At 64.1% G+C, this 24,110-nt stretch carries 21 protein-coding genes and 2 tRNA genes; 10 read left to right on the forward strand and 13 right to left on the reverse strand.

Annotated elements, in window-relative coordinates; all coding sequences use genetic code 11:
* Window positions 1-252: 252 nt before the first annotated feature.
* Window positions 253-1,473 (forward strand): N-acetylmuramoyl-L-alanine amidase CwlM, encoded by a 1,221-nt coding sequence (gene cwlM / locus B4U45_RS14145; protein WP_075547685.1) that lies wholly within the window; start codon window positions 253-255, stop codon window positions 1,471-1,473.
* A gap of 37 nt (window positions 1,474-1,510) precedes the next feature.
* On the opposite strand, the gene B4U45_RS14150 is transcribed toward cwlM, so the two are convergent.
* The 9 genes from B4U45_RS14150 to rpmH form a co-directional block, all read right to left on the reverse strand.
* On the reverse strand, window positions 1,511-2,287 hold the full coding sequence (locus B4U45_RS14150; protein WP_075547686.1) for an acetyltransferase: 777 nt from the start codon (window positions 2,285-2,287) through the stop codon (window positions 1,511-1,513).
* 356 nt (window positions 2,288-2,643) lie between these two features.
* Entirely contained in the window at window positions 2,644-3,624 is a 981-nt protein-coding gene (locus B4U45_RS14155; protein WP_075547687.1) for a ParB/RepB/Spo0J family partition protein, read from the reverse strand.
* On the reverse strand, window positions 3,621-4,580 hold the full coding sequence (locus B4U45_RS14160) for a ParA family protein (RefSeq protein WP_240316724.1): 960 nt from the start codon (window positions 4,578-4,580) through the stop codon (window positions 3,621-3,623). The genes B4U45_RS14155 and B4U45_RS14160 overlap by 4 nt, the downstream gene beginning before the upstream one ends.
* Window positions 4,581-4,813: 233 nt before the next feature.
* Window positions 4,814-5,557 (reverse strand): 16S rRNA (guanine(527)-N(7))-methyltransferase RsmG, encoded by a 744-nt coding sequence (gene rsmG / locus B4U45_RS14165; RefSeq protein ID WP_371686648.1) that lies wholly within the window; start codon window positions 5,555-5,557, stop codon window positions 4,814-4,816.
* 109 nt (window positions 5,558-5,666) lie between these two features.
* Window positions 5,667-6,242: a Jag family protein gene (locus tag B4U45_RS14170; RefSeq protein ID WP_075547688.1), complete on the reverse strand. Its 576-nt coding sequence runs from the start codon at window positions 6,240-6,242 to the stop codon at window positions 5,667-5,669.
* A 105-nt stretch (window positions 6,243-6,347) separates the two neighbouring features.
* The gene (gene yidC / locus B4U45_RS14175) at window positions 6,348-7,493 is read right to left on the reverse strand and encodes a membrane protein insertase YidC (protein ID WP_075547689.1); all 1,146 of its coding nucleotides are present in this window, start codon (window positions 7,491-7,493) and stop codon (window positions 6,348-6,350) included.
* Complete coding sequence (yidD, locus tag B4U45_RS14180; protein ID WP_089025144.1) at window positions 7,477-7,815, reverse strand: membrane protein insertion efficiency factor YidD; 339 nt, start codon at window positions 7,813-7,815, stop codon at window positions 7,477-7,479. The genes yidC and yidD overlap by 17 nt, the downstream gene beginning before the upstream one ends.
* Window positions 7,812-8,174: a ribonuclease P protein component gene (rnpA, locus tag B4U45_RS14185; protein ID WP_075547690.1), complete on the reverse strand. Its 363-nt coding sequence runs from the start codon at window positions 8,172-8,174 to the stop codon at window positions 7,812-7,814. Before rnpA ends, yidD begins: the two co-directional genes overlap by 4 nt.
* 23 nt (window positions 8,175-8,197) lie before the next feature.
* Complete coding sequence (rpmH, locus tag B4U45_RS14190; protein WP_068111553.1) at window positions 8,198-8,341, reverse strand: 50S ribosomal protein L34; 144 nt, start codon at window positions 8,339-8,341, stop codon at window positions 8,198-8,200.
* Between the two features lie 553 nt (window positions 8,342-8,894).
* Here rpmH and dnaA point away from each other — a divergent pair.
* The 6 genes from dnaA (at window position 8,895) to gyrA (ending at window position 18,707) form a co-directional block, all read left to right on the forward strand.
* A complete protein-coding gene (gene dnaA, locus B4U45_RS14195; RefSeq protein WP_075547712.1) occupies window positions 8,895-10,427 on the forward strand; it encodes a chromosomal replication initiator protein DnaA in 1,533 nt (510 codons plus the stop codon).
* A gap of 510 nt (window positions 10,428-10,937) precedes the next feature.
* On the forward strand, window positions 10,938-12,137 hold the full coding sequence (dnaN, locus tag B4U45_RS14200) for a DNA polymerase III subunit beta (protein ID WP_075547691.1): 1,200 nt from the start codon (window positions 10,938-10,940) through the stop codon (window positions 12,135-12,137).
* 20 nt (window positions 12,138-12,157) lie between these two features.
* Window positions 12,158-13,324, forward strand: a complete 1,167-nt coding sequence (gene recF, locus B4U45_RS14205; RefSeq protein WP_075547692.1) for a DNA replication/repair protein RecF — start codon at window positions 12,158-12,160, stop codon at window positions 13,322-13,324.
* Window positions 13,321-13,875: a DUF721 family protein gene (locus B4U45_RS14210; RefSeq protein WP_075547693.1), complete on the forward strand. Its 555-nt coding sequence runs from the start codon at window positions 13,321-13,323 to the stop codon at window positions 13,873-13,875. Before recF ends, B4U45_RS14210 begins: the two co-directional genes overlap by 4 nt.
* A gap of 256 nt (window positions 13,876-14,131) precedes the next feature.
* On the forward strand, window positions 14,132-16,159 hold the full coding sequence (gene gyrB / locus B4U45_RS14215) for a DNA topoisomerase (ATP-hydrolyzing) subunit B (RefSeq protein ID WP_075547713.1): 2,028 nt from the start codon (window positions 14,132-14,134) through the stop codon (window positions 16,157-16,159).
* Between the two features lie 34 nt (window positions 16,160-16,193).
* Window positions 16,194-18,707 (forward strand): DNA gyrase subunit A, encoded by a 2,514-nt coding sequence (gene gyrA / locus B4U45_RS14220; protein WP_075547694.1) that lies wholly within the window; start codon window positions 16,194-16,196, stop codon window positions 18,705-18,707.
* Between the two features lie 34 nt (window positions 18,708-18,741).
* Here the strand turns inward: gyrA and B4U45_RS14225 are convergent, their stop codons facing one another.
* Together B4U45_RS14225 and B4U45_RS14230 are read right to left on the reverse strand one after the other, a co-directional pair.
* Window positions 18,742-18,984 (reverse strand): DUF1918 domain-containing protein, encoded by a 243-nt coding sequence (locus B4U45_RS14225; RefSeq protein ID WP_075547695.1) that lies wholly within the window; start codon window positions 18,982-18,984, stop codon window positions 18,742-18,744.
* Between the two features lie 159 nt (window positions 18,985-19,143).
* Window positions 19,144-21,015 carry a potassium transporter Kup gene (locus tag B4U45_RS14230; protein WP_083154548.1) on the reverse strand — a complete coding sequence of 624 codons (1,872 nt, stop codon included), beginning with the start codon at window positions 21,013-21,015 and terminating at the stop codon, window positions 19,144-19,146.
* 320 nt (window positions 21,016-21,335) lie between these two features.
* On the opposite strand from B4U45_RS14230, the gene B4U45_RS14235 reads away from it, so the two are divergent.
* The 3 genes from B4U45_RS14235 to B4U45_RS14245 all read left to right on the forward strand — a co-directional run bounded on the left by B4U45_RS14235 (window position 21,336) and on the right by B4U45_RS14245 (window position 22,586).
* A complete protein-coding gene (locus B4U45_RS14235) occupies window positions 21,336-22,217 on the forward strand; it encodes a DUF3566 domain-containing protein (protein WP_075547697.1) in 882 nt (293 codons plus the stop codon).
* 59 nt (window positions 22,218-22,276) lie between these two features.
* A tRNA-Ile gene (locus tag B4U45_RS14240) sits at window positions 22,277-22,350 on the forward strand.
* A gap of 163 nt (window positions 22,351-22,513) precedes the next feature.
* A tRNA-Ala gene (locus B4U45_RS14245) sits at window positions 22,514-22,586 on the forward strand.
* A 49-nt stretch (window positions 22,587-22,635) separates the two neighbouring features.
* On the opposite strand, the gene B4U45_RS14250 is transcribed toward B4U45_RS14245, so the two are convergent.
* Both B4U45_RS14250 and cwsA read right to left on the reverse strand, forming a co-directional pair.
* Entirely contained in the window at window positions 22,636-23,619 is a 984-nt protein-coding gene (locus B4U45_RS14250; RefSeq protein ID WP_075547698.1) for an amidohydrolase family protein, read from the reverse strand.
* Between the two features lie 28 nt (window positions 23,620-23,647).
* A complete protein-coding gene (cwsA, locus tag B4U45_RS14255; protein WP_075547699.1) occupies window positions 23,648-24,082 on the reverse strand; it encodes a cell wall synthesis protein CwsA in 435 nt (144 codons plus the stop codon).
* Between the last annotated feature and the right edge of the window lie 28 nt (window positions 24,083-24,110).

Below are 24,110 nucleotides of genomic sequence, written 5' to 3' on the forward strand. Positions count from 1 at the left end.
CAAACAGCATCGAGAAATTGCCCAAAGCCGCCCGGGTTTCGGTGGCAAGAACTCTTTTCGCACCCCGCAATGCCACTTCGCCATACCGTCACGTCGCAGCAGTTGTGGTGCCGCGACCAACCGCTGCCTGCACGACGCGTCGGGCCCCGGATCAGCCTGGGGTTTTCCCGAAATCGGGAAGCGTCTGCGACAATAGCGGCTAGCTGTGTTGCATTTGTCAGCGAGTTCAGTGAGTCCTGGAGGGCCTTTGGTATGCCGAGTCCGCGCCGCGAAGACGGCGACGCGCTGCGCTGTGGAGACCGTAGCGCCGCTGTCACCGAGATCCGCGCTGCGCTGGCCGCGCTGGGGATGCTGGATAATCCCGACGAAGATCTGACTACAGGCCGCCATGTCGCACTCGAGGTGTTCGACGCCGAACTCGACCAAGCGGTACGTGCCTTCCAGCAGCATCGCGGACTGCTCGTTGACGGCATCGTCGGCGAGGCCACCTATCGGGCGTTGAAGGAGGCTTCCTACCGGCTCGGTGCCCGCACGCTCTATCACCAATTCGGTGCGCCCCTCTACGGCGACGATGTGGCGACACTACAGGCTCGACTTCAAGATCTCGGGTTCTACACGGGGCTGGTCGACGGATATTTCGGATTGCAGACCCACAATGCGCTGATGTCGTACCAGCGTGAGTACGGGCTCGCCGCCGACGGTATCTGCGGCCCGGAAACGTTGCGGTCCTTGTACTTTCTCAGTTCACGGGTCAGCGGCGGCTCACCGCACGCGATTCGGGAAGAGGAGCTGGTCCGCCGTTCGGGCCCCAAGTTGTCCGGCAAGCGCATCATCATCGATCCGGGCCGCGGGGGTGCCGATCACGGCCTGATCACCCAAGGCCCGGCCGGGCCGATCAGCGAGGCGGACGTCTTGTGGGACTTGGCGAGTCGCCTCGAAGGACGCATGTCGGCCATCGGCATGGAGACCTTCTTATCCCGCCCGGCCAACCACAGCCCGTCAGACGCCGAACGCGCCGCCACCGCTAACGCGGTTGGCGCAGATCTGATGATCAGCCTGCGCTGCGAGACCCAAGCCAGTCCTTCAGCTAACGGCGTCGCCTCGTTCCACTTCGGAAACTCGCACGGGTCGGTGTCCACCATTGGTCGCAATCTGGCTGACTTTATTCAGCGAGAAGTGGTGGCGCGCACTGGTTTACGGGACTGCCGTACCCATGGCAGAACATGGGATCTGTTGCGGCTGACCCGGATGCCGACCGTTCAAGTCGACATCGGCTATATCACCAATCCCCACGACCGGGAGATGCTGGTTTCGACACAGACCCGCGACGCCATTGCCGAAGGTATTCTTGCCGCAGTCAAGCGCCTCTACTTGTTGGGCAAAAACGACCGGCCCACGGGGACTTTCACTTTCGCCGAGTTATTGGCCCACGAGCTGTCGGTGGAGCGGGCCAGCAGGCTCGGCGGTTCCTGAATTTCGAAGTTCCGAGGGCACCTGGTTTTCCGAGCCGTCAGATGCTGTTGCCGGCCCTCGAGGTAGAACTAGCCGTGGAACTGGCGGTGGAACTCGCGGTGGAAGCCGCCCCCACGGGTTGTTGCAGCTGCGCATTTTCCAGCAATCGCTCCAAAGCCGCCTCTACCTCGGCCTTCCACCCAAAGCCTTTGTCCAGTTCGAGCCGCAACCGCGGGAAGTACCTGTGCGAGGCCACGACCACAAAACCCATGTCGGTCAAGAAGTCTGCGTCGATGACGCAGTGGTCGACGGAGCAGTCACCGACAGCCTCGAGCACTGGACGCACTTCCGGGTCGACCAGTCCAGGATCCGCTAAATCGGCCACCTCCGCCGTGCGGCCGAAAGCCTCCAGCGCGCGGACCCCGCGTCGGACCAGTTCGTCGACCACCCCAGCGATCAGGCTGCGTGGCAAATCATCGGGGGCCAGTCCGCGTTCGATACCCATCGACGTCAACAACACCGCATCGGCAGACACCGGCGCCGTCGGAAATCGGCGGGCCCGCGGTACCGCTCGCGGCGGAGCGTAGAACACATATCCCAAACAGGGCGGTTCGGCGGCACTGCGTTCATCCGGAATGGCCGTCGCCACCTGACCGCACGAACCCCATTCCAACATCACCATGGACAGCCAGGCCTCTTTTTCGAATTCGGGGTCAGCGAGATGGTGATCGTTGCCCAGGGTCGCAGGATCCACTTCCCAGAACACGCACCGGCGCGCGTGCTTAGGAAGCTGCTCGAAGGCTTCGAGCCGCAGCGCTGTGATACGAGCAGTCACTAGTCTCCTGGCCTCCGTGCGGTACTGCAACTGTCAGCCCCGCTTTTCTGCGAGCCATTCGGCCCGCGTTGTCGCACGGCCACGCCCACAGCCCCGATCTCCCCCGGCTGATGTGCACCAGCAACCTCTCCAGGATAGGAGAGTTGGTCGCGGTTGGGCCAGTATCGGTTAGCCCCCCGGGTTGCCGCCGGCCGCTGCCGGGTCACGACCGGCTCCGCTGATCACAACCGACCCGCCGCTTCACGAAAACCCTTGACGCGCATAGGGTCTGCGTCCAAGTGCACCGCAACAAGCACTGCCTCCCAATTCCGGAACCGCGTCAGTGTCACAGTGACGTAATTACCCGGTATTACGGCTCACGCCTTCGCATCAGTCATCAACCCGATGATCCGCTGCAAATCTTCCACCGAACCGAACTCCACCACGATCTTGCCCTTGCGTTTGCCAAGGCTGACCGTGACTCGGGTGTCGAAAGCGGTCGACAGTCGCTCGGCAACGTCTTGGAGTCCGGGCATGTGGATCGGTTTGCGCCGCGGCGGGTTCGGTGTGCTGGCACCGGCTCGGTTCGCCAGCGTGACGGCCTCCTCGGTGGCTCGCACCGACAGACCCTCGGCGACAATCCGGCTCGCCAGTTCCTCCTGTGCATCCGGCCCAGCCTCTAGCGACAGCAGCGCACGCGCATGACCAGCCGACAACACCCCTGCGGCGACCCGCCTCTGAACCGGGATCGGCAGCTTGAGCAGCCGGATCATGTTGGTGATCAACGGGCGCGACCGGCCGATGCGTGCGGCCAGTTCATCGTGGGTGACGCCGAATTCATCGAGGAGCTGTTGGTAGGCGGCGGCCTCCTCCAGCGGGTTCAACTGGACGCGATGAATGTTTTCCAACAGGGCGTCGCGCAGCAGACTGTCGTCACCGGTTTCGCGCACGATGGCGGGAATCGTGGTCAGGCCGGCCTCTTGGGCAGCGCGCCAACGTCGCTCCCCCATCACGATTTGGTAGTGCGCACCGCTTGGCGTCGGCCCGATCGCTCGCACGACGATTGGCTGCAAGAGCCCGAACTCGCGGATCGAGTGCACCAATTCCTGTAGTGCCTCTTGGTCGAAAACCTGGCGCGGCTGCCGGGGATTGGCCTCGATGTCCGACGGGGCGATCTCGCGGTACACCGCACCCATCGGGCTGGCGTCGAGCGCGGGCCCGCCGATCACGACGTCGGCGGTCGCCGACCCCATGCGTGGGCCGAACGACGGTCCGGACTCACCATCGGCGGGACCGGTGGGAATCAGCGAAGCCAGTCCGCGTCCAAGGCCGCCCTTCCGGCGTGACGGCTGCGTCATGGTCGTCCCCTCCCGGCTGATGGTCGATCACGATCGGCCAGTTCACGACTGGCATCGAGGTAGCTCATTGCTCCCCGCGAACCGGGATCGTAATCGATGATCGTCATGCTGTAGCCCGGCGCCTCCGATACCTTGACGCTGCGGGGAATCACCGTCCGCAATACCTTGCTCCCGAAATACCGGCGGACCTCTTCAGCCACCTGATCGGCCAGCTTCGTGCGTCCGTCGTACATCGTCAGGATCACCGTGGTGACTTCGAGTTCGGGGTTGAGGTGCGCCTTCACCATCTCGATGTTGCGCATCAGCTGTGAGACGCCCTCCAGCGCGTAATACTCACACTGAATCGGGATCAGCACTTCGGGGGCGGCGACCAGTGCGTTGATGGTGAGCAGTCCCAACGATGGGGGGCAGTCGACAAAGACGTAATCGAAGTCCAGGTTGTCCAGCTCGGCGAGCGCGGTACGCAACCGGTTTTCCCGCGCCACCATACTCACCAGTTCGATTTCGGCGCCGGCGAGATCGATCGTCGCCGGGACGCAGAACAGTCGCTCGCTATGCGGGCTGCGCCGGATCGCCTGCCGCAGCGACACTTCGCCGATGAGCACTTCATAGGACGACGGCGTCCCGGATTGCCGTTCGGTGATGCCCAACGCCGTGCTCGCGTTGCCCTGCGGGTCGAGATCGATGACGAGCGTCTTGAGCCCCTGAACGGCAAGGGCGGCGGCAAGATTGACCGCGGTGGTCGTCTTGCCCACACCGCCCTTCTGGTTGGCGACCGTGAACAGGCGCCGCTGGTGTGGTCGCGGTAACGGTTCGTGAGTGGTGTGCAGGACACGCATGGCGCGTTCGGCTGCGGCGCCGATTGGGGTGTCGATTTCGGTTGATGTTTCACGTGAAACATTCACCGTGGGATTGTGCGTTGTTTCCGCCGCCGACGCCAACTCGGTGGCCAGCAGCGCCGTCGAGGCACCGCGACCGACTGGGTTGGCACCCCCAAAGGTCCTCGCCGAGCGAGCGGTAACCGTAGACTGCGCCCCGGATACCGGCGGTGTGGCGGCTACGGCCGGCGCTTCCGCACCGGGTGCGTCTACCGAAAAGGGCGACTCCGGCCGATCCCGCCGGCCGGGAGAGATCCCCGCCTGCCCTGCAGGAGCAGCTGGGGTCGATACAGCGGCACACCGGGGCGGATTCATATTGTTACTCCGTCCGGTGATTGCCCACGATCCGGTCGGTTCTGACCTTCTCGCCGTGCCACCACCACGGTTGCGGTTGGCCTTAAATAGTTCGCGCCACATTCCACTACCCTGACATCACCCACACCCGATAGGGCCATTACACGCCGATACTTCTCCACTTCATCGGCGGCTCGCTCTCCTTTGATCGCAAGCATTCGCCCGTCATGCTTCAGCAACGCCATACTCCACTTCGTCAGCTTGTCCAATGGGGCCACCGCCCTTGACACCGCGACATCGCAGGCGCCAAGTCGCTTTCGTATCGCCGGGTCCTCGGCCCGGCCCCGGACCACCTCCACCGGCAGCGCTAGGTCCGCGACGAGCTCGTGCAGAAAGTCGCTGCGCCGCAGCAGCGGTTCGAGAAGAATGATCCGAAGGTCGGGGCGTGCCAGAGCCAGCGGCACGCCGGGCAGTCCGGCACCACTGCCGATATCAACTACCCGCTCACCCGGATTGACGAGCTCGCCGACGACCGCGCAGTTCAATAGATGTCGCTCCCAGACACGTTCGGCTTCACGTGGGCCCAGTAACCCGCGCTCGACACCGCAGCCCGCCAACCAGTCGGCGTATCTCCGGGCGAGTCCAAGCCGGTCGCCAAAGATCGCCATCGGGATCCCGGACTGGTCGGGGTGCAAGGGTTCCAATGCGGGTCGCAACAGCCGGGCCGGCTCGGGAGAATGTTCATGTTTCACGTGAAACAATCTCCGATCTTCCGCGCTCTGCCGATGGCCCTGTCCGCCTGTCCACCGGAACTACATAGCTGTAACTCCCCGACTCGACGTCGCGGGGCGATCGCGGTCGGATAACGGGTTAGTCGCGCAGCACCACGACTCGCCGCGACGGCTCCGCGCCCTCGCTTTCGCTGTGTACACCGGGCACTGCGGCGACCGCATCGTGGACGATCTTGCGCTCGAACGGCGTCATCGGCGCGAGCTCCTGGCGTTCACCGCTCTCGGCAACGCGCCGTGCCACCCTTTCCCCCAAGGCCGCCAATTCTTCTCGACGACGCCGGCGCCAGCTTGCGATGTCCAGCATCAATCGACTCCGCACCCCGGTCTTCTGGTGCACTGCCAGTCGCGTCAGCTCCTGCAGAGCATCCAGCACCTCTCCCCCGCGACCCACCAGCTTATTCAGATCGTTGCTGCCGTCGATACTGACCACCGCGCGATTACCCTCGACGTCCAGGTCGATATCGCCGTCGAAGTCCAACAGGTCCAACAGCTCTTCCAAGTAGTCCCCGGCGATCTCGCCCTCGGCGACCAACCGCTCTTCCAGATCGGTCTCGTCACCATCGGCATCGGCCGGCATCACGTCTTCCGCGTCTGGCACATCCCCCACCGCCGGATTGCTCTCAATGTCAAGCTCGGTGGTTTCGGCATCAGTCATGGCTCTTCTCCCTCACTCACGGGTCAGTGTTGGCGATGTTTCGCGGCATTCTGCTGAGGTTTCTGGGCGGTCGTGCCGCTCGTCCCGCAAAGGCTGTGACGCGCTTTACCGCTTGCGCTTCTTGGGCCGCGCACCCGGGCGCGGTGTACGGCCGGCGGGAGCGTTGTTGCGGCCGGCCTGAGGCTGCTTGCCGGCCTGCGTTCGCGGCGCCCTCTCGGACTTCCCCTCCGAGCCCAGATCGGCAGAACCCGTCTCCTTCACGCCGCCGTCGACATCCGAGTCGGCCGCCGCCTCGGTGACAGACCCGTCAACGGAGGCAGACGCCGACTTGGGCAGTCGCTTCGGCTTGGCTCCCGGGGCAGGTGCGTTGGCCGCCCTGCGCTGCAACACTTCCTGTCTCTTGGCCTCGTCCTCTTTTTCGATCATCCCGAACACGTAGTGCTGCTGGCCAAACGTCCAGATGTTGTTCGAAAACCAGTAGAGGATGATCGCCAGCGGCAGGAACGGACCACCGACGACCACGCCCAGCGGGAACACATAGAGCGCCAACTTGTTCATCATCGCGGTCTGCGGGTTGGCCGCCGCCTCCGGGCTCTGCCGGGCAATGGATGCCCGGCTGTTGAAGTACGTCGCGATGCCGGCCAGGATCATGACCGGTACGCCGACCGCAATCACGGCAGGCCGACTGAAATCGATAAACGCATCCAGCCCACCGCGTTGAGTCATCGAGGCCCCGATCGGGGCGCCAAACAGGTTGGCGTCCAGGAAGTGGCCCACGTCGGTCGGGGTAAAGACGTAATTGCCGGTGAGCCGGTTCTCCAGCACCGACATCTGCGGCTGGCCGAAGCCGCCCGTCGTCCGGTTGAACGAGCGCAACACGTGGTACAGGCCCAAAAACACCGGGATCTGTGCCAGCATCGGCAAGCAACCCAGGATCGGATTGAACCCGTGTTCTCGTTGCAGCTTCTGCATCTCCATCGCCATGCGCTGGCGATCCTTGCCGTATTTCTTCTGCAGCGCCTTGATCTGCGGCTGGAGTTCTTGCATCTGGCGAGTGGTACGGATCTGCCGAACGAATGGTTTGTAGAGCAGCGCACGCAGCGTGAACACCAGGAACATCACCGACAGGGCCCACGCGAAGAAGTTCGACGGCCCGAAGATCAGCGCGAACAGCTTGTACCAGACCCACATGATCCACGACACCGGGTAGTAGACGAAGTCGAGGCTGAAGAAATCAAACAAAAGACTCACTCTTCCCTTGCTTCGCCGGCAGGTCCCCGCGGACATCGCAGTCCGAACATCCCCGGCGCTCTGGTATGGGATCCCATCCTCCCCGATGCCAGGGTCCGCACTTCGCGAGCCTGGCTACGGTCAGCCAACTGCCCCGGATCAGACCGTATTCGGTCAGCGCATCCACGGCGTACTGGCTGCAGGTCGGGACGAAACGACACGAGGCCGGCCGTAGCGGAGACACCATGTGCCGATAGAGATTGATCATGAAAATCAGTCCGCGGGCTGTCCATCGCCCGGTGGCCTTCGCCACCCGCGCGGGACTCCACGCCGACTGGGTCACCGGACAGTACCCCCCGATTCGAATGCGCGGCGTAAACCGCGGCGCAGCTGCTGTTCCAGCCACACCGACGAGACGTACCGACTGCTCGGCAGTGCCCGGATCACCACTTGGTCGCACGGATGCAAGTTGCCCAACAACGGCCGGGCAACGTGTCGCAACCGACGTGCCACCCGATGACGTTCGACCGCGGTACCCACCGATTTGGCGATGATCAATCCCACCCGCGGACCGCTGCAGTCCTTCGATTGGTCACCTCGACGGACGTGGACGACCACGTCGGGCTGTACGGTTCGAATCCCATACTTGACGGTTGCGTCGAACTCCGTTGACCGCCTCATGCGGTTGCGTGCGGACAGCACCGCTAAGAAACCTGACGCGACGATCAGGCAGTCAGTGCGCGGCGGCCCTTACGGCGCCGGCCGGAGACGATGGCTCGCCCGGCCCGGGTACGCATCCGCAGTCGAAAACCATGAACGCGGGCTCGGCGCCGGTTGTTCGGCTGGAAGGTCCGCTTGCCCTTGGCCACGGCGTTCTCCTCGATCTGTCTCGCATACCATCCGCCCGCTCAATCTCGCACAGTCGGCGGCCGGAGGTAGTCTGGCTGCTGGCCGGCGCGGTCCCCGGAGACATGATCCAGGTCGCAGCCGTATCGCCGACTTTCGGGCGACTGTTTGAGGGTACTGACGAGGCTTCGCCTGGTCAAACCTGGCCCGTCCCAACAGACTCAGGCCGAACCCGCCCGCCACCGAAAGATGGCTGCCCCTAACGCACTCCATATTGCACGCACATCCAAAGACGACCAACGGAAAACGAAAGAACTGTTGGCAGCCGCACCGAAAACTGTTAGCTTCGGGCAGTGCTGTTTCGGACTGAAACGGCGGCCGACGATGAAGCGAGGATGGCGGATCGACTAGCTGCCCCGACAGCCGGGTGGTTGGATGCAGCGCGGAGATCGCGGGCCGTGGCCGAAAGGTTACGGAACGTAGTCGACCGTCCTTTCCACAACTGTGGATAACCATGTGGACAGCTTGCTTGTCGCCGACAATTGCACCTCGATGTCGGACCAGGGGGATGCGTCGTTGACCGATGATCCCGGGTCCGGCTTTGCCTCGGTGTGGAATGCGGTCGTCTCCGAACTCAACGGGGAACTCAACGCTGACGGCATCGCGGGCACTGGCACCACCCTCACCACTCCCCTCACCCCCCAGCAACGAGCATGGTTGAACCTCGTCCAACCACTCACCATCGTCGAGGGGTTTGCGTTGTTGTCGGTCCCAAGCAGCTTCGTCCAAAACGAGATCGAGCGTCACCTGCGTACCCCGATCACCGACGCGTTGAGTCGACGACTCGGCCACCAAATCCAACTCGGTGTTCGCATCGCGCCACCTCCGCCCACCGCTCACGCCGACGAGGGCGGGCAGTCCGCCGATGATCCCAGCCTGGAAATGTCCCGGGACACATCACCCGAAACCGCCGGAGACAACGACGACCCCGACGAGACCGCTGGCAGCCCTCGACCCAGTTGGCCCACCTACTTCACCAAGCGCCCGTCGGGTACCGATACGGTCGCCGCCACCGGTGGCACCAGCCTCAACCGCCGCTACACTTTCGACACCTTCGTGATCGGCGCCTCCAATCGGTTCGCGCACGCCGCCACCCTGGCCATCGCCGAAGCACCGGCACGCGCCTACAACCCCCTCTTCATCTGGGGCGAGTCGGGACTTGGGAAAACTCACCTCTTGCACGCGGCCGGCAATTACACGCAGCGACTGTTCCCAGGGATGCGGGTCAAGTACGTCTCCACCGAGGAATTCACCAACGACTTCATCAACTCCTTGCGCGACGACCGCAAGGTCGCCTTCAAGCGCAGCTACCGCGACGTCGACGTGTTGCTGGTCGATGACATCCAGTTCATCGAAGGCAAAGAAGGCATTCAGGAAGAGTTCTTCCACACCTTCAACACGCTGCACAACGCGAACAAGCAGATCGTCATCTCCTCCGACCGGCCACCCAAACAACTCGCCACGCTCGAAGACCGGCTGCGGACCCGGTTCGAATGGGGCCTGATCACCGATGTGCAGCCCCCGGAGTTGGAGACCCGCATCGCCATCTTGCGCAAGAAGGCGCAGATGGAACGGCTCGCGGTGCCCGACGATGTGCTAGAACTCATCGCCAGCAGCATCGAACGCAACATCCGCGAACTCGAGGGTGCACTGATCCGGGTCACCGCATTCGCTTCGCTGAACAAGACCCCGATCGACAAAGCCCTGGCTGAGATAGTGCTGCGCGACCTCATCGCCGACGCCACCGCCATGCAGATCAGTGCGGCGACCATCATGGCCGCCACCGCCGAGTATTTCGACACCACGGTCGAAGAGCTGCGCGGACCGGGCAAGACCCGATCGCTGGCCCAGTCCCGACAGATCGCGATGTATCTCTGCCGTGAACTCACCGATCTGTCTCTGCCCAAGATCGGTCAGGCATTCGGCCGCGACCACACCACGGTCATGTACGCCCAACGCAAGATCTTGTCCGAAATGGCCGAACGCCGCGAAGTCTTCGATCATGTCAAAGAGCTCACGACAAGGATCCGTCAGCGCTCCAAGCGATGAACTCGGTCCATTTCCGGCCACCTTCTGCAAAAAAACTTCTCTCCCGCCAGTCACAGCAGCCACACCATCGGGTGTGGGTAGTTGTGTGCACAGCCACTCGAAACTGGATTGCACACTTCGGCCTGCCGTTGCACACCTGCCGATTCATCCCCAGCAGCTCACACGGCCCACACAGCCCGCAACGTCGTCATCCACATCCCAGTTCGCCGCCTAGCAGCACCGACGCCTGGCCATCCCCAGAACTCACACCCCTTATTACTGTTATTGAGATCTATTCCAAGGTTGTCCTTAGAAGAACGGGTCTGGGGACACCGCCCACACAGGGTCCCTCGCGAGGGTGCGCAGCCCGACATGTCAGCGTTGACGATTAGCTTTCAACTTGGGGCCAGACGTTCTACGGTTGTTGTTCGACTGCCGTTGCGGCGTTACGTCACCGGCGGTCGCGATGCCGGCGGCGGGAGCTGGCTCACGGATCCAGGGATCGAACTCACTGTTAGGTGAAGGGACGCAATGGACGCGGCTACGACCCAGACTGGTCTCACCGACTTGAAGTTTCGCTTGGTGAAGGAGTCGTTCGCCGAGGCGGTGTCGTGGGTGGCGAAGAATCTGCCGACCAGGCCGGCCGTGCCGGTGCTTTCAGGTGTGTTGTTGACGGGCTCAGACGACGGGCTGACAATTTCCGGATTCGATTACGAGGTTTCCGCCGAAGTACAGGTTGCTGCCGAAATAGCTTCTCCGGGAAGCGTTTTGGTTTCAGGCCGGCTGTTGTCCGACATTACGCGCGCCTTGCCCAACAAGCCGGTCGATTTCTACGTCGACGGCAACCGGGTCGCCTTGACCTGCGGAAATGCCAGGTTCTCGCTGCCGACCATGGCGGTGGAGGACTACCCGACGCTGCCGACGTTGCCCGATGACACCGGCACGTTGCCGTCAGATCTGTTCGCCGAGGCCATCAGCCAGGTCGCCATCGCGGCCGGCCGTGACGACACACTGCCGATGTTGACCGGCATCCGCGTCGAGATCTCGGGTGAGACGGTTGTTTTGGCGGCAACCGACAGGTTCCGCCTGGCGGTACGCGAATTGACCTGGACCGCGTTGTCGCCTGAGGTCGAAGCGTCGGTGCTGGTACCGGCCAAGACCTTGGCCGAGGCCGCCAAAGCCAACAGTGACGGATCTGATGTCCGGTTGTCATTGGGTGCCGGCACGGGCGTCGGCAAGGACGGGCTGCTGGGGATCAGCGGTAACGGCAAGCGCAGCACAACGCGGCTGCTGGACGCGGAGTTTCCGAAATTTCGCCAACTGCTGCCGGCCGAGCACACCGCGGTGGCCACCGCGGATGTGGCGGAATTGACCGAAGCGATCAAACTGGTCGCGCTGGTTGCCGATCGTGGCGCGCAGGTCCGTATGGAATTCGCCGAAGGGACGCTGCGGCTTTCCGCCGGCGCCGACGATGTCGGACGAGCCGAGGAAGACCTTGCTGTCGACTTCGCCGGTGAACCGTTGACGATCGCGTTCAACCCGACATATCTGACCGACGGTCTGGGGTCGTTGCATTCCGAGCGGGTGTCGTTTGGTTTCACCACCCCGGGAAAACCCGCTCTGCTGCGTCCCGCATCAGCCGAGGATGGCACGCCGACGGGTAATGGTCCCTTCCCGGCGGTGCCGACGGACTACGTCTACCTGCTGATGCCGGTTCGGTTGCCGGGCTGATCGTTGTGGTGCCGAAGTAGGTGTACGTCCGGCATTTGGGATTGCGTGATTTCCGTTCGTGGGCGCACGCGGACCTCGAATTGCATCCGGGGCGGACCGTGTTCGTTGGTCCGAACGGCTTTGGAAAGACGAATCTCATTGAGGCACTGTGGTATTCGAGCACTTTAGGTTCACATCGGGTCGGCACCGACGCGCCGCTGATTCGGGCCGGCGCCGACCGTGCGGTGATCTCGACGATCGTGGTCAGCGACGGTCGGGAATGCGCGGTGGACCTCGAGATCGCCGCCGGACGGGCGAACAAGGCCCGGCTGAACCGGTCACCGGTGCGCAGCACTCGTGAAGTGGTCGGGGTGTTGCGAGCGGTGCTGTTCGCTCCCGAGGATTTGGCATTGGTCCGCGGGGATCCGGCAGAACGACGCCGCTACCTCGACGATTTGGCCACAGTGCGCCGCCCGGCCGTGGCCGCGGTGCGGGCCGACTACGACAAGGTGCTGCGGCAGCGTACCGCGCTATTGAAATCGGTAGCGGGCGCGCGGTATCGAGGCGACCGCGGGGTGCTGGACACCCTGGATGTCTGGGATAGCCGGCTGGCCGAGCACGGCGCCGAATTGATGGCCGCCCGTATGGATTTGGTGAGTCAATTGGCCCCGGAGGTAGCGAAGGCCTATCAACTGCTCGCGCCGGAGTCACGCACGGCGTCCATCGAGTACCGCGCCAGCATGACGTCGGTCCTCCCCGGATCCGACGAACCTGACGGGACTGCCGATCGCGGGTGCCTCGAGGCCCGGCTGTTGGCGGCACTGGCCGCGCGTCGTGATGCCGAGGTAGAACGTGGGGTATGTCTGGTCGGCCCGCACCGCGACGACCTGGAATTGCGGTTGGGCGACCAGCCCGCCAAAGGTTTTGCCAGCCATGGGGAGTCGTGGTCGATGGCGGTCGCGCTGCGGCTGGCCGCCTATGAATTGTTGCGGGTCGAGGGTAGTGACCCGGTGTTGTTGTTGGACGACGTTTTTGCCGAGCTGGATACCAGGCGCCGTAGGGCCCTGGCGAGCGTGGCGGAGTCGGCCGAACAGGTTGTGGTGACCGCGGCGGTGCCGGAAGACATTCCGGCGGGTTGGGACGCGAAACGGGTGCAGATCGACTTGCGTGAGGGTGACGATGGACGAATATCGGTGGTGTCCGCATGAACGGTGAGCAATCGAGCCCGGAGCACACCCAACAACCCGACAACGGTATCGACCTGGTTCGACGTACCCTCGCAGAGGCTCGGGCCGCCGCTCGTGCCCGGGGACGGGATCTCGGGCGCGGGCCGGTGGCGCAGCCTGTTTCATCGCGACGCGTCGCCGGACAGCGCCGAAGCTGGTCGGGTCCGGGACCCGATGTTCGCGATCCGCAACCGTTGGGCAGGCTGGCCCGCGAACTGGCGAAGAAGCGCGGTTGGTCCGGACGTGTCGCCGAAGGCACCGTGCTGGGCCAGTGGGCCGCGGTGGTCGGCCAGCAGATCGCCGACCATGCGACTCCGACCTCGCTGGACGACGGTGTGCTCAGCGTGACCGCCGAATCGACCGCATGGGCCACGCAGTTGCGGATCATGCAGTCCCAACTACTGGCCAAAATCGCTGCTGCGGTGGGTAACGGAGTGGTGACCACGCTGAAAATCACCGGTCCGGCCGCACCGTCGTGGCGCAAAGGGCCGCGACACATCGCCGGTAGGGGGCCTCGCGACACCTATGGCTAGCCCATGACCCGGGTCGATCAAGCGGCGGCCCGAGCTCCCTGTCGTCCACGTCTGAAATCCACCAGGACGAAGCGGACCCGTATCCCCGACGTCCGGACGCGTCCTCCAACAAGATATTGAGCGCACGGCGCAGTTAGATAGGTGGAAACGCACCTAGAGAATCGGTGCGGACAGGTGCTCACGGTAGAGTAGATATACGACCCGCTGCGGTGACTGGACCGCTCGCATGTGCAACCCCGAGGAGAACATTCGGACCGTGGCTGCCCAGAAGAAGAAGGCCCAAGACGAATACGGCGCTGCATCCATCACGATTCTCGAGGGACTAGAGGCCGTCCGCAAACGCCCCGGCATGTACATCGGCTCGACCGGTGAGCGCGGCCTGCACCATCTCATTTGGGAGGTGGTCGACAACGCGGTCGATGAGGCAATGGCCGGTTACGCGGCCACCGTCACCGTGGTGCTGCTCGAGGATGGCGGTGTCGAGGTGACCGACGACGGCCGCGGAATCCCGGTTGCGATGCACGCCTCCGGAATACCGACCGTGGACGTGGTGATGACCCAGCTGCACGCCGGCGGGAAGTTCGATTCCGACGCCTACGCGATTTCGGGCGGACTGCACGGTGTCGGTGTCTCGGTGGTCAACGCACTGTCCACCCGGCTGGAGGTGGAGATCAAACGCGACGGCTATGAGTGGTCGCAAGTCTACGAGAAATCCGAGCCGATGGGACTCAAGCAAGGCGCGCCGACGAAGAAGACCGGCACGACGGTACGATTCTGGGCCGACCCCAACGTTTTTGAGACCACCGAGTACGACTTCGAAACCGTCGCACGACGGTTGCAGGAGATGGCGTTTCTCAACAAGGGGCTCACCATCAACCTGACCGATCAGCGGGTCAGCCAAGACGAGGTCGTCGACGAGGTGGTCAGCGACGTCGCCGAGGCCCCGAAGTCGGCCAGGGAGAAGGCGGCCGAATCCGCCGCCCCGCACAAGGTCAAGAAGCGCACCTTCCACTATCCCGGAGGGCTGGTTGATTTCGTCAAGCACATCAACCGCACCAAGAATGCCATCCATAGCAGCATCGTCGACTTCTCCGGTAAGGGCCCCGGCCACGAGGTGGAGATCGCGATGCAGTGGAATGCCGGGTACTCGGAGTCAGTGCACACCTTCGCCAACACCATCAACACCCATGAGGGTGGGACTCACGAAGAGGGGTTCCGCAGCGCGCTGACCTCCGTGGTGAACAAGTACGCCAAGGACCGCAAACTACTCAAGGACAAGGACCCCAACCTCACCGGCGACGACATCCGGGAAGGGTTGGCCGCGGTGATTTCGGTGAAAGTCAGCGAGCCGCAGTTCGAAGGTCAGACAAAGACGAAACTGGGCAACACCGAGGTGAAGTCGTTCGTGCAGAAGGTGTGCAACGAACAGCTCACCCATTGGTTCGAGGCCAACCCCGCCGATGCCAAAACCGTTGTCAACAAGGCAGTTTCATCAGCGCAGGCCAGGATTGCCGCTCGCAAGGCGCGGGAGTTGGTGCGCCGCAAGAGCGCAACCGATCTGGGCGGACTGCCGGGGAAATTGGCCGACTGCCGCTCGACCGACCCGCGCAAGTCCGAATTGTATGTGGTGGAGGGTGATTCGGCCGGCGGCTCGGCGAAGAGCGGCCGCGACTCGATGTTCCAGGCCATCCTGCCGTTGCGCGGCAAGATCATCAACGTCGAGAAGGCCCGCATCGACCGGGTGTTGAAGAACACCGAAGTCCAGGCGATCATCACCGCGCTGGGTACCGGAATCCACGACGAATTCGACATCGCGAGACTGCGTTACCACAAGATTGTGCTGATGGCCGACGCAGACGTCGACGGCCAGCACATCTCGACGTTGTTGTTGACGTTGTTGTTCCGCTTCATGCGTCCGCTGATCGAGAACGGGCACGTGTTCTTGGCCCAGCCGCCGTTGTACAAACTGAAATGGCAACGTTCCGACCCCGAATTCGCCTACTCCGATCGCGAGCGTGACGGGTTGCTGGAGGCAGGGCTCAAGGCCGGCAAGAAGATCAACAAGGAAGACGGCATCCAGCGCTATAAGGGCCTGGGCGAAATGGATGCCAAGGAATTGTGGGAAACCACCATGGACCCGTCGGTGCGGGTACTGCGTCAAGTCACGTTGGACGACGCCGCGGCCGCCGACGAGCTGTTCTCCATCCTGATGGGTGAGGACGTGGATGCACGCCGAAGCTTTATCACCCGCAACGCCAAGGACGTTCGCTTCCTAGATGTCTAAAGCGTGCCCGCGCACCGTTGCAAACGAGGAATAGATGACAGACACGACGCTGCCGCCCGACGATTCTGCCGAGCGGATCGAGCCGGTCGACATTCAGCAGGAGATGCAGCGCAGCTACATCGATTACGCGATGAGCGTCATCGTCGGCCGCGCCCTGCCGGAAGTGCGCGACGGACTCAAGCCGGTGCACCGGCGAGTGCTGTACGCGATGTACGACTCGGGGTTCCGTCCGGATCGCAGCCACGCCAAGTCGGCACGGTCGGTCGCCGAGACGATGGGCAACTACCATCCGCACGGCGACGCGTCGATCTACGACACCCTGGTGCGGATGGCGCAGCCCTGGTCGCTGCGCTATCCGCTGGTCGACGGTCAGGGCAACTTCGGTTCGCCGGGCAACGATCCACCGGCGGCGATGCGCTACACCGAGGCCCGGCTGACCCCGCTGGCCATGGAGATGCTGCGTGAAATCGACGAGGAGACAGTCGATTTCATCCCCAACTACGACGGCCGCGTGCAGGAACCGACGGTGCTGCCCAGCCGGTTCCCCAACCTGCTGGCCAACGGTTCCGGCGGCATCGCGGTGGGCATGGCCACCAACATCCCGCCGCACAACCTGCGCGAACTCGCCGACGCGGTGTTCTGGGCGCTGGACAATTACGACGCCGACGAAGAGACGACGCTGGCCGCGGTCATGGAGCGGGTCAAGGGTCCCGACTTCCCCACCGCCGGACTGATCGTCGGATCCCAGGGCATCGCCGACGCGTACAAGACCGGTCGCGGTTCCATCCGGATGCGCGGAGTCGTTGAGGTGGAAGAAGATTCGCGCGGCCGGACGTCGCTGGTAATCACCGAGCTGCCGTATCAGGTCAACCACGACAACTTCATCACCTCGATCGCCGAGCAGGTCCGCGACGGCAAGCTTGCCGGCATCGCCAACATCGAAGACCAGGGCAGCGAACGGGTCGGTGTGCGCATCGTCGTCGAGCTCAAACGCGACGCCGTGGCCAAGGTGGTGCTCAACAACCTCTACAAGCACACGCAGTTGCAGACAAGCTTCGGCGCCAACATGCTGTCCATCGTCGACGGGGTGCCGCGCACGCTGCGGCTCGACCAGATGATCCGCTACTACGTCGAGCACCAACTCGACGTCATCATCCGGCGCACCCGCTACCGGCTGCGAAAAGCCAACGAGCGGGCCCACATTCTGCGCGGGCTGGTCAAAGCGCTCGACGCGCTGGACGAAGTGATCGCGCTGATCCGGGCGTCGGAGACCGTCGACATCGCCCGGGCCGGGTTGATCGAGCTGCTCGACATCGACGAGATCCAGGCCCAGGCGATCCTCGACATGCAGCTGCGGCGTTTGGCGGCACTGGAACGTCAGCGCATCGTCGACGACCTCGCCAAGATCGAGGCCGAGATCGCCGACTTGGAAGACATCCTGGCCAAGCCCGAGCGACAGCGCGGCATCGTGCGCGACGAACTCGGTGAGATCGTCGACAAGCACGGCGACGACCGTCGCACCCGGATTGTCGCCGCCGACGGCGACGTCAGCGACGAAGACCTGATCGCCCGCGAGGACGTCGTCGTCACCATCACCGAAACCGGCTATGCCAAACGCACCAAGACCGATCTGTACCGCAGCCAAAAGCGCGGCGGCAAGGGCGTACAGGGCGCCGGTCTCAAGCAGGACGACATCGTCGCGCACTTCTTCGTCTGCTCGACCCACGACTGGATTTTGTTCTTCACCACCCAGGGCCGGGTGTACCGGGCCAAGGCCTACGAGTTGCCGGAGGCCTCGCGCACCGCGCGGGGCCAGCACGTCGCCAACCTGTTGGCCTTCCAGCCCGAGGAGCGCATCGCCCAGGTCATCCAGATCCGGGGTTACGAGGATGCGCCGTATCTGGTGCTGGCCACCAAGAACGGGCTGGTCAAAAAGTCCAAGCTGACCGACTTCGACTCCAACCGCTCCGGCGGCATCGTGGCGATTAACCTGCGCGATGGCGACGAGCTGGTCGGGGCGGTGCTGTGCTCGGCCGAGGACGACCTGTTGCTGGTTTCGGCCAACGGGCAGTCGATCCGGTTCTCGGCCACCGACGAGGCGCTACGCCCGATGGGCCGGGCCACCTCCGGGGTACAGGGCATGCGATTCAACGCCGACGACCGGCTGCTGTCGCTGAACGTGGTCCGCGAAGGCACCTATCTGCTGGTCGCCACGTCCGGCGGGTACGCCAAACGCACCGCGATCGAGGAGTACCCGGTGCAGGGCCGCGGCGGCAAAGGGGTACTGACCGTGATGTATGACCGTCGGCGCGGCAGGCTGGTCGGAGCGTTGATCGCCGACGACGACAGCGAGCTGTACGCAATCACCTCCGGAGGTGGCGTCATCCGGACGGCGGCACGACAGGTTCGCAAGGCGGGACGTCAGACCAAGGGTGTCCGCTTGATGAACCTGGGCGAGGGCGACACCCTGTTGGCCATCGCACGCAACGCCGAGGAAAGCGAGGAGGCGGTCGCAGAAACCGACGACGGCAACGGCTCGGCCAAGTAGCACATAGCCGCGGCGAAGCCCAGCGACGTTCCGGCTATGTCGCGGTCCGTCCGGCCCGGCCGGCAGCGCGTCGTGCGGCCTCCTCGTGTTCGGCGGCGCTGACGACGACCGCATCGGACCCGGGGTACACCGTCGCCTCGTGCCCGGTCACCAGCCAACGCACCACGTATGGCGGCGAGCCGTCTTGGGAACGCACCTCGGTGATCTCGGCATGTTGGTCATGTCTTTCGGTGGTGGTGCCCTTGACCACGAGATAGTCGCCGACTTTTGCCTTCATCGCGCGCTTCCTTCCCGTCTTGTGACGACCCGTCTTGTGAGAACCGCCGATCTCTCCATGGTGCGCGCGGCGGTCGCCAAACGGAAGTGCGCGCGAAATCCACCGTTAGCGTCTATACGCTCCGTTGCGAGAGACCGCCGCGGCGCAAGTGATCCGGTGTCAGATCTCGATACGTGAACCGATGATCACTGTTCGGTCGAGCGGCAGGCTGAAATACGCGGCGGCGTCGGCGGTGATGTGCGACGTGGCGATGAACAGGCGCTTGCGCCAAGACGACATGGTGGCTTCCGCCCCGGCCGTCAATTCGATCTTCGACAAGAAGTAGGAAGCCGTGTCGACGTCGAGAAAGCCCTCCGTCTCCTTGGCGTCGAGCAGGCTCAGAGCGTGCGGGACGTTGGGCCTTTCCATGTATCCGAAGCGGGCGCTGACGTGAATGATTCCGTCCTGCGAGTAGCCGAGGCTGTCGATAGTCGTGCGTTCTGCATCCGGCACTCGCGGCACCGGCATCGTGTCGATCGACATGATGACGACGTTTTCGTGCAGGACGCGGTTGTGCTCGACGTTGGCTCGCATCGCCAGTGGCGCCGTCTTGGTGCCGCGGTTGAGGAATACCGCCGTTCCCGGAGTGCGCACCAGCGGCGGATCATATTGCCGTAGCTCCTCGACGAACTCCCGCAACGGCCCTTCGTCCCGCTCTCGCACCCGGGTGACGATCACCCGGCCCTGCTGCCAGGTGGTCATCACGGTGAACACGGCCAGGCCGATGAGTAGCGGTAGCCAGGCGCCGTGCACGAGTTTGGTCAGGTTGGCGGCCAGGAACATCAAATCGACCAGCAGCAACGCGCCGCCGCCGATCAGCACCAGCCATAGCGGAATGCCCCACCGGGTTCGGGCGATGTAGAGGAACAGCAGTGTAACGATCGTGATCGTTCCGGTGACGGCCATCCCGAACGCATAAGCCAGCGCCGCCGAGCTGCGGAACGCGAATACCAGGGTCAGCACGGCGACCATGAGCACGCCGTTGATCCACGGCACATAGATCTGACCGATCGTCGATGCCGAGGTGTGTTCGATGCGCAGCCGCGGCAGGTAGCCCAGCTGAGCGGCCTGGGATGCCACCGAATACGCACCGGTGATCACCGCCTGCGAGGCGATCACGGTTGCGGCCGTGGCGAGCAAAACCATTGGGATCCGCGCCCATTCCGGGCTGAGCAGAAAGAAGGGAGCTCGCACCGCGGTCTGGTCGCGAAGCACCAGCGCGCCCTGACCGAAATAACTCAGCGTGCATGCCGGCAGCACGAGAAGCATCCATCCGAGCGAGATGGACCGGCGACCAAAGTGACCCATGTCGGCATAGAGCGCCTCGGCTCCGGTGACCGACAGGACAACCGCCGCCAGAGAAAAGAAGGCGATGTGGAAGTGACCGGCCATGAACGCCAACGCATAGGTCGGCGACAGCGCCTTCAAAATCTCCGGGTTGTCGGCGACGCCGGATAACCCGCACGCGCCGATCACCACGAACCAGGCGATCATGACCGGTCCGAATAGCCGCCCGACCGCTTCGGTGCCGTGACGTTGCACGGCGAACAACGCCACGATGATTACCGCGGTAATGGGCACGATCCAATCTTTAAGACCTGGCTCGATCACCTTGAGACCCTCTACCGACGACAGCACGGATATCGCCGGGGTAATCATGCTATCGCCGAAAAACAGTGCCGCGCCGAAGATTCCCAACGCGGCCAACGTCTTCGCGGTGCGACGACCGCGCGCGCCGCCGCCGCGCCGGATCAAGGTGATCAGCGCCATGATGCCGCCTTCACCGTTGTTGTCGGCACGCATCACCAGTGTGATGTAGGTCAGCGTGACGATGATCATCACCGACCAGAAGATCAACGACACGATGCCAAAGACGTTGGCCTGGGTGATCGGCACGGGGTGTGGGTCGCTGGGGCTGAAGAGCGTCTGAATCGTGTAGATGGGGCTGGTGCCAATGTCGCCGAAGACAACGCCGAGCCCGCCGACGACCATGGCGACACTGGCCTGGGGCCCGCCGGTGGCCGACTGTAAAGGGGACGCGGTGTGCGAGTCCGCTTTCACGGCGAGTCCTCGTACTTTCGATTGTGACGGTTGCGGTGCGGCGGATCGATCGTAATCCGCGGATGCCCGGTCGGGCGCCGTCCGGCTAGACGGGCCGGACACCAGGTCGGCGGTGACACCGGGCTTGGCGGCTGCATCGGTGGCGTGGCGGCGATGTCGTCACCTCCCGGTGACGATCCGGATGGCGGATCCGCCGCCGAACACCACGGCAACTAGACTCAGCGACCTGGGTACACATGTTAGGAGTCGGGGTGACCTCACCGAACGAGCCGGGCGCCCCCAATACGGGCGACTTACCGAATGGGGATGCGGTGTCCGAGCGTGCCGGTGCACACCGGGCGACGACGGGCCGCGCGGCAGAGCCCGCAGACGCTGCGTCGCGGCACCGAGGCGGCGCCTGGCCGTCTCAGCCGGGGCAGTGGCAACCGAACGATCCGCCGACCGACGTGCGGCCACCCAGCCCGAGCTCGGCCGTCGACGCCCGGTTGAACCGCTTCATCACCGGTACCTCGGCGCCGTCGGGCGCCCCGTCCGGGGCGGTGAAAACCAGCCCACCGGAGCCCGACGACCTTCCGGCCCGCAATGACGGTCCACCGGTTGAGGCCTACGCCAGCGAGTTGCCCGATCTGTCGGGACCTATCCCTCGGGCACAGCGCAGGTCCGCGCCGGACCGTCCGGTCGACGCGCCGGCACCTGCTACCGCCGCGAGCCGTCCGGTGACCACCGAACCCCGGGAATCCCGGGTGCACGTTTCACCCCGGCGCGGCCGCGGACCGGTGCGGGCCAGCATGCAGATCCGGCGGATCGATCCATGGAGCACGCTGAAGGTGTCGCTGCTGCTGTCGGTGGCCCTGTTCTTCGTCTGGATGATCTCGGTGGCGTTCCTGTACCTGGTGCTCGGCGGCATGGGCGTGTGGGCCAAGCTCAACAGCAACGTCGGCGACCTGCTCAACAACACCAGCGGCAGCAGCGCGGAATTGGTCTCGAGCGGCACGATCTTCGGCGGCGCCGTACTGATCGGTTTGGTGAACATCGTTTTGATGACCGCGATGGCCACCATTGGGGCGTTCGTCTACAACCTCACCACGGATCTGATCGGCGGCATCGAGGTGACGCTGGCCGACCGGGATTAGCATTTTGGGGGTGGGGCGGCGATTGCGGTAATCTCGTCGCTCGGCCGTATCCGGAATCCGGGCCTATAGCTCAGGCGGTTAGAGCGCTTCGCTGATAACGAAGAGGTCGGAGGTTCGAGTCCTCCTAGGCCCACGACCATGTGCCCGTCAAGGTGTTGCGTGAGGCTCGCGTTATCACTGGCAGCAATCGCTGCGGTGGTGGCGGCGGTGCGGGCACGGCGCGGCGCCGAAGTGTGGCACGTGGCGCCGGATCCGGAGTCTGGTTACCCGTCTCGGGACGCGGTTCGCAATGACGAGGGGCCTTAGCTCAGTTGGTAGAGCACCGCCTTTGCAAGGCGGGTGTCAGGGGTTCGATTCCCCTAGGCTCCACAGGACAGCTCCACAGATCAAAAGCGCAGCGGCACCGTTTGACGCGCATCTACAGTGCCGGGATCTTGCCCTTGAACAGCCGCTGCGCGTTGCCGGCGGCGACTTTTCGTCGCAGCTCGTCGTCGAACGGGAAGTCGGCGAGGAACTTCGCGCCGGCCATGTTGTCGTCCATCGGATAATCGACCGAGAACATCACCCGATCGGCAGACATGACTTCCAGCGTGCAAGCAAACGCCGGCGCTGAGAAGTTGCCGCTGGTGGTCACATAGAAGTTCGAGCGCAGGTACTCCGACGGCAACCGGCGCAGTTTTCGGCCGGCGTCCGGATCACCGGCAAGGCCGTAGTAGCGGTCGATCCGGTGCGCGGCGAACGGCAGCATCTCGCCCAGGTGACCCAAGATCATCTGCAGCCGCGGAAAGCGGTCGAACAGGCCCGAGTAGATCAGCCGCAGCGCATGCGTGCCGGTCTCCACGCCGAAACCCCACGACGCCAGGTGCAGGCCGGCCCCGAGGTAGGGCTTGAACCAGGCGTCCATCACCGCGGGATGCGGCGTGGTCGGATGCAGATAGATCGGTGCCTGCAGCGCTTCGGCGGCTTCGAACAACCCGTAGTAGGCCGGGTCGTCGAGATAACGGCCCTGAGTGTGCCCGTTGATCAGCCCGCCGACGAAACCCAATTCGCTGACGGCGCGGTTCAACTCGGCCGCCGCGGCCCGCGGGTCCTGGGGCGCCAGGGTCGCGAACGCACCGAATCGGTCCGGCATCGCGGTGATCGTCTGGGCCAAGTCGTCATTGGCGCGACGCGCACTGTCGACGGCACGGTGGACGTCATCGTCGGCCTGCACGCCGGGGTCGAACAGCGAGAGGATCTGGAAGTCAATTTCCGCGGCGTCCATCTGCTCCAGCCGCAATGGTCCCCGGTCGTACAGCCGCTCGTAGGCGATGCGATTGTGCAGCCGAAGCCAGCTGCCGACGACATTGTCGGCGCTGACCGGATCCCACGCGTAATGCTCTTCCAACGCGATCAACGACATCGCATGCCTGGCCCGGTGATGCAGTGCCCTACGGGCGTGGCTGGACTTCTACACTCGGCGGGCGCGGCGAGGGCTCCGGGCGCGACGAGCGCCGCACGATGGTAAATGCCACCGCACCGCCCGCTACGACGACGACGGTTGCCGCTCCGGCGATCACCCACACCCGCTTCTTGTTGCCGCGGCGCTGGGACCGCCGTGCTTCTTGAAGTACCTGAGGCAGGTTTGCCACCACTTCCTGGGCAGCGGCCAGTTCCTGGGCGAGCGTTTCTTGAGCGGCGGCGATCTCGCGGGCCAGCCGGCCTTCTCGATACCGGCGACGAAGTTCCGAGGCGGTCGACTGCGCGGACTGAACTCCGAGTCCGACGACGCCACGGGTCACGTCCACGGGGCCAACCGTCGAATAGGTCAGGCCCCGGGTCAGTCGCTCTCTCGGCGTCAATCGGGTTTCCACCATCTCGCTCATCTGCCGCCTTTCTGGTTTCTGGCTGGTC

This window comes from Mycobacterium persicum (assembly GCF_002086915.1).
Lineage (GTDB): Bacteria > Actinomycetota > Actinomycetes > Mycobacteriales > Mycobacteriaceae > Mycobacterium > Mycobacterium persicum.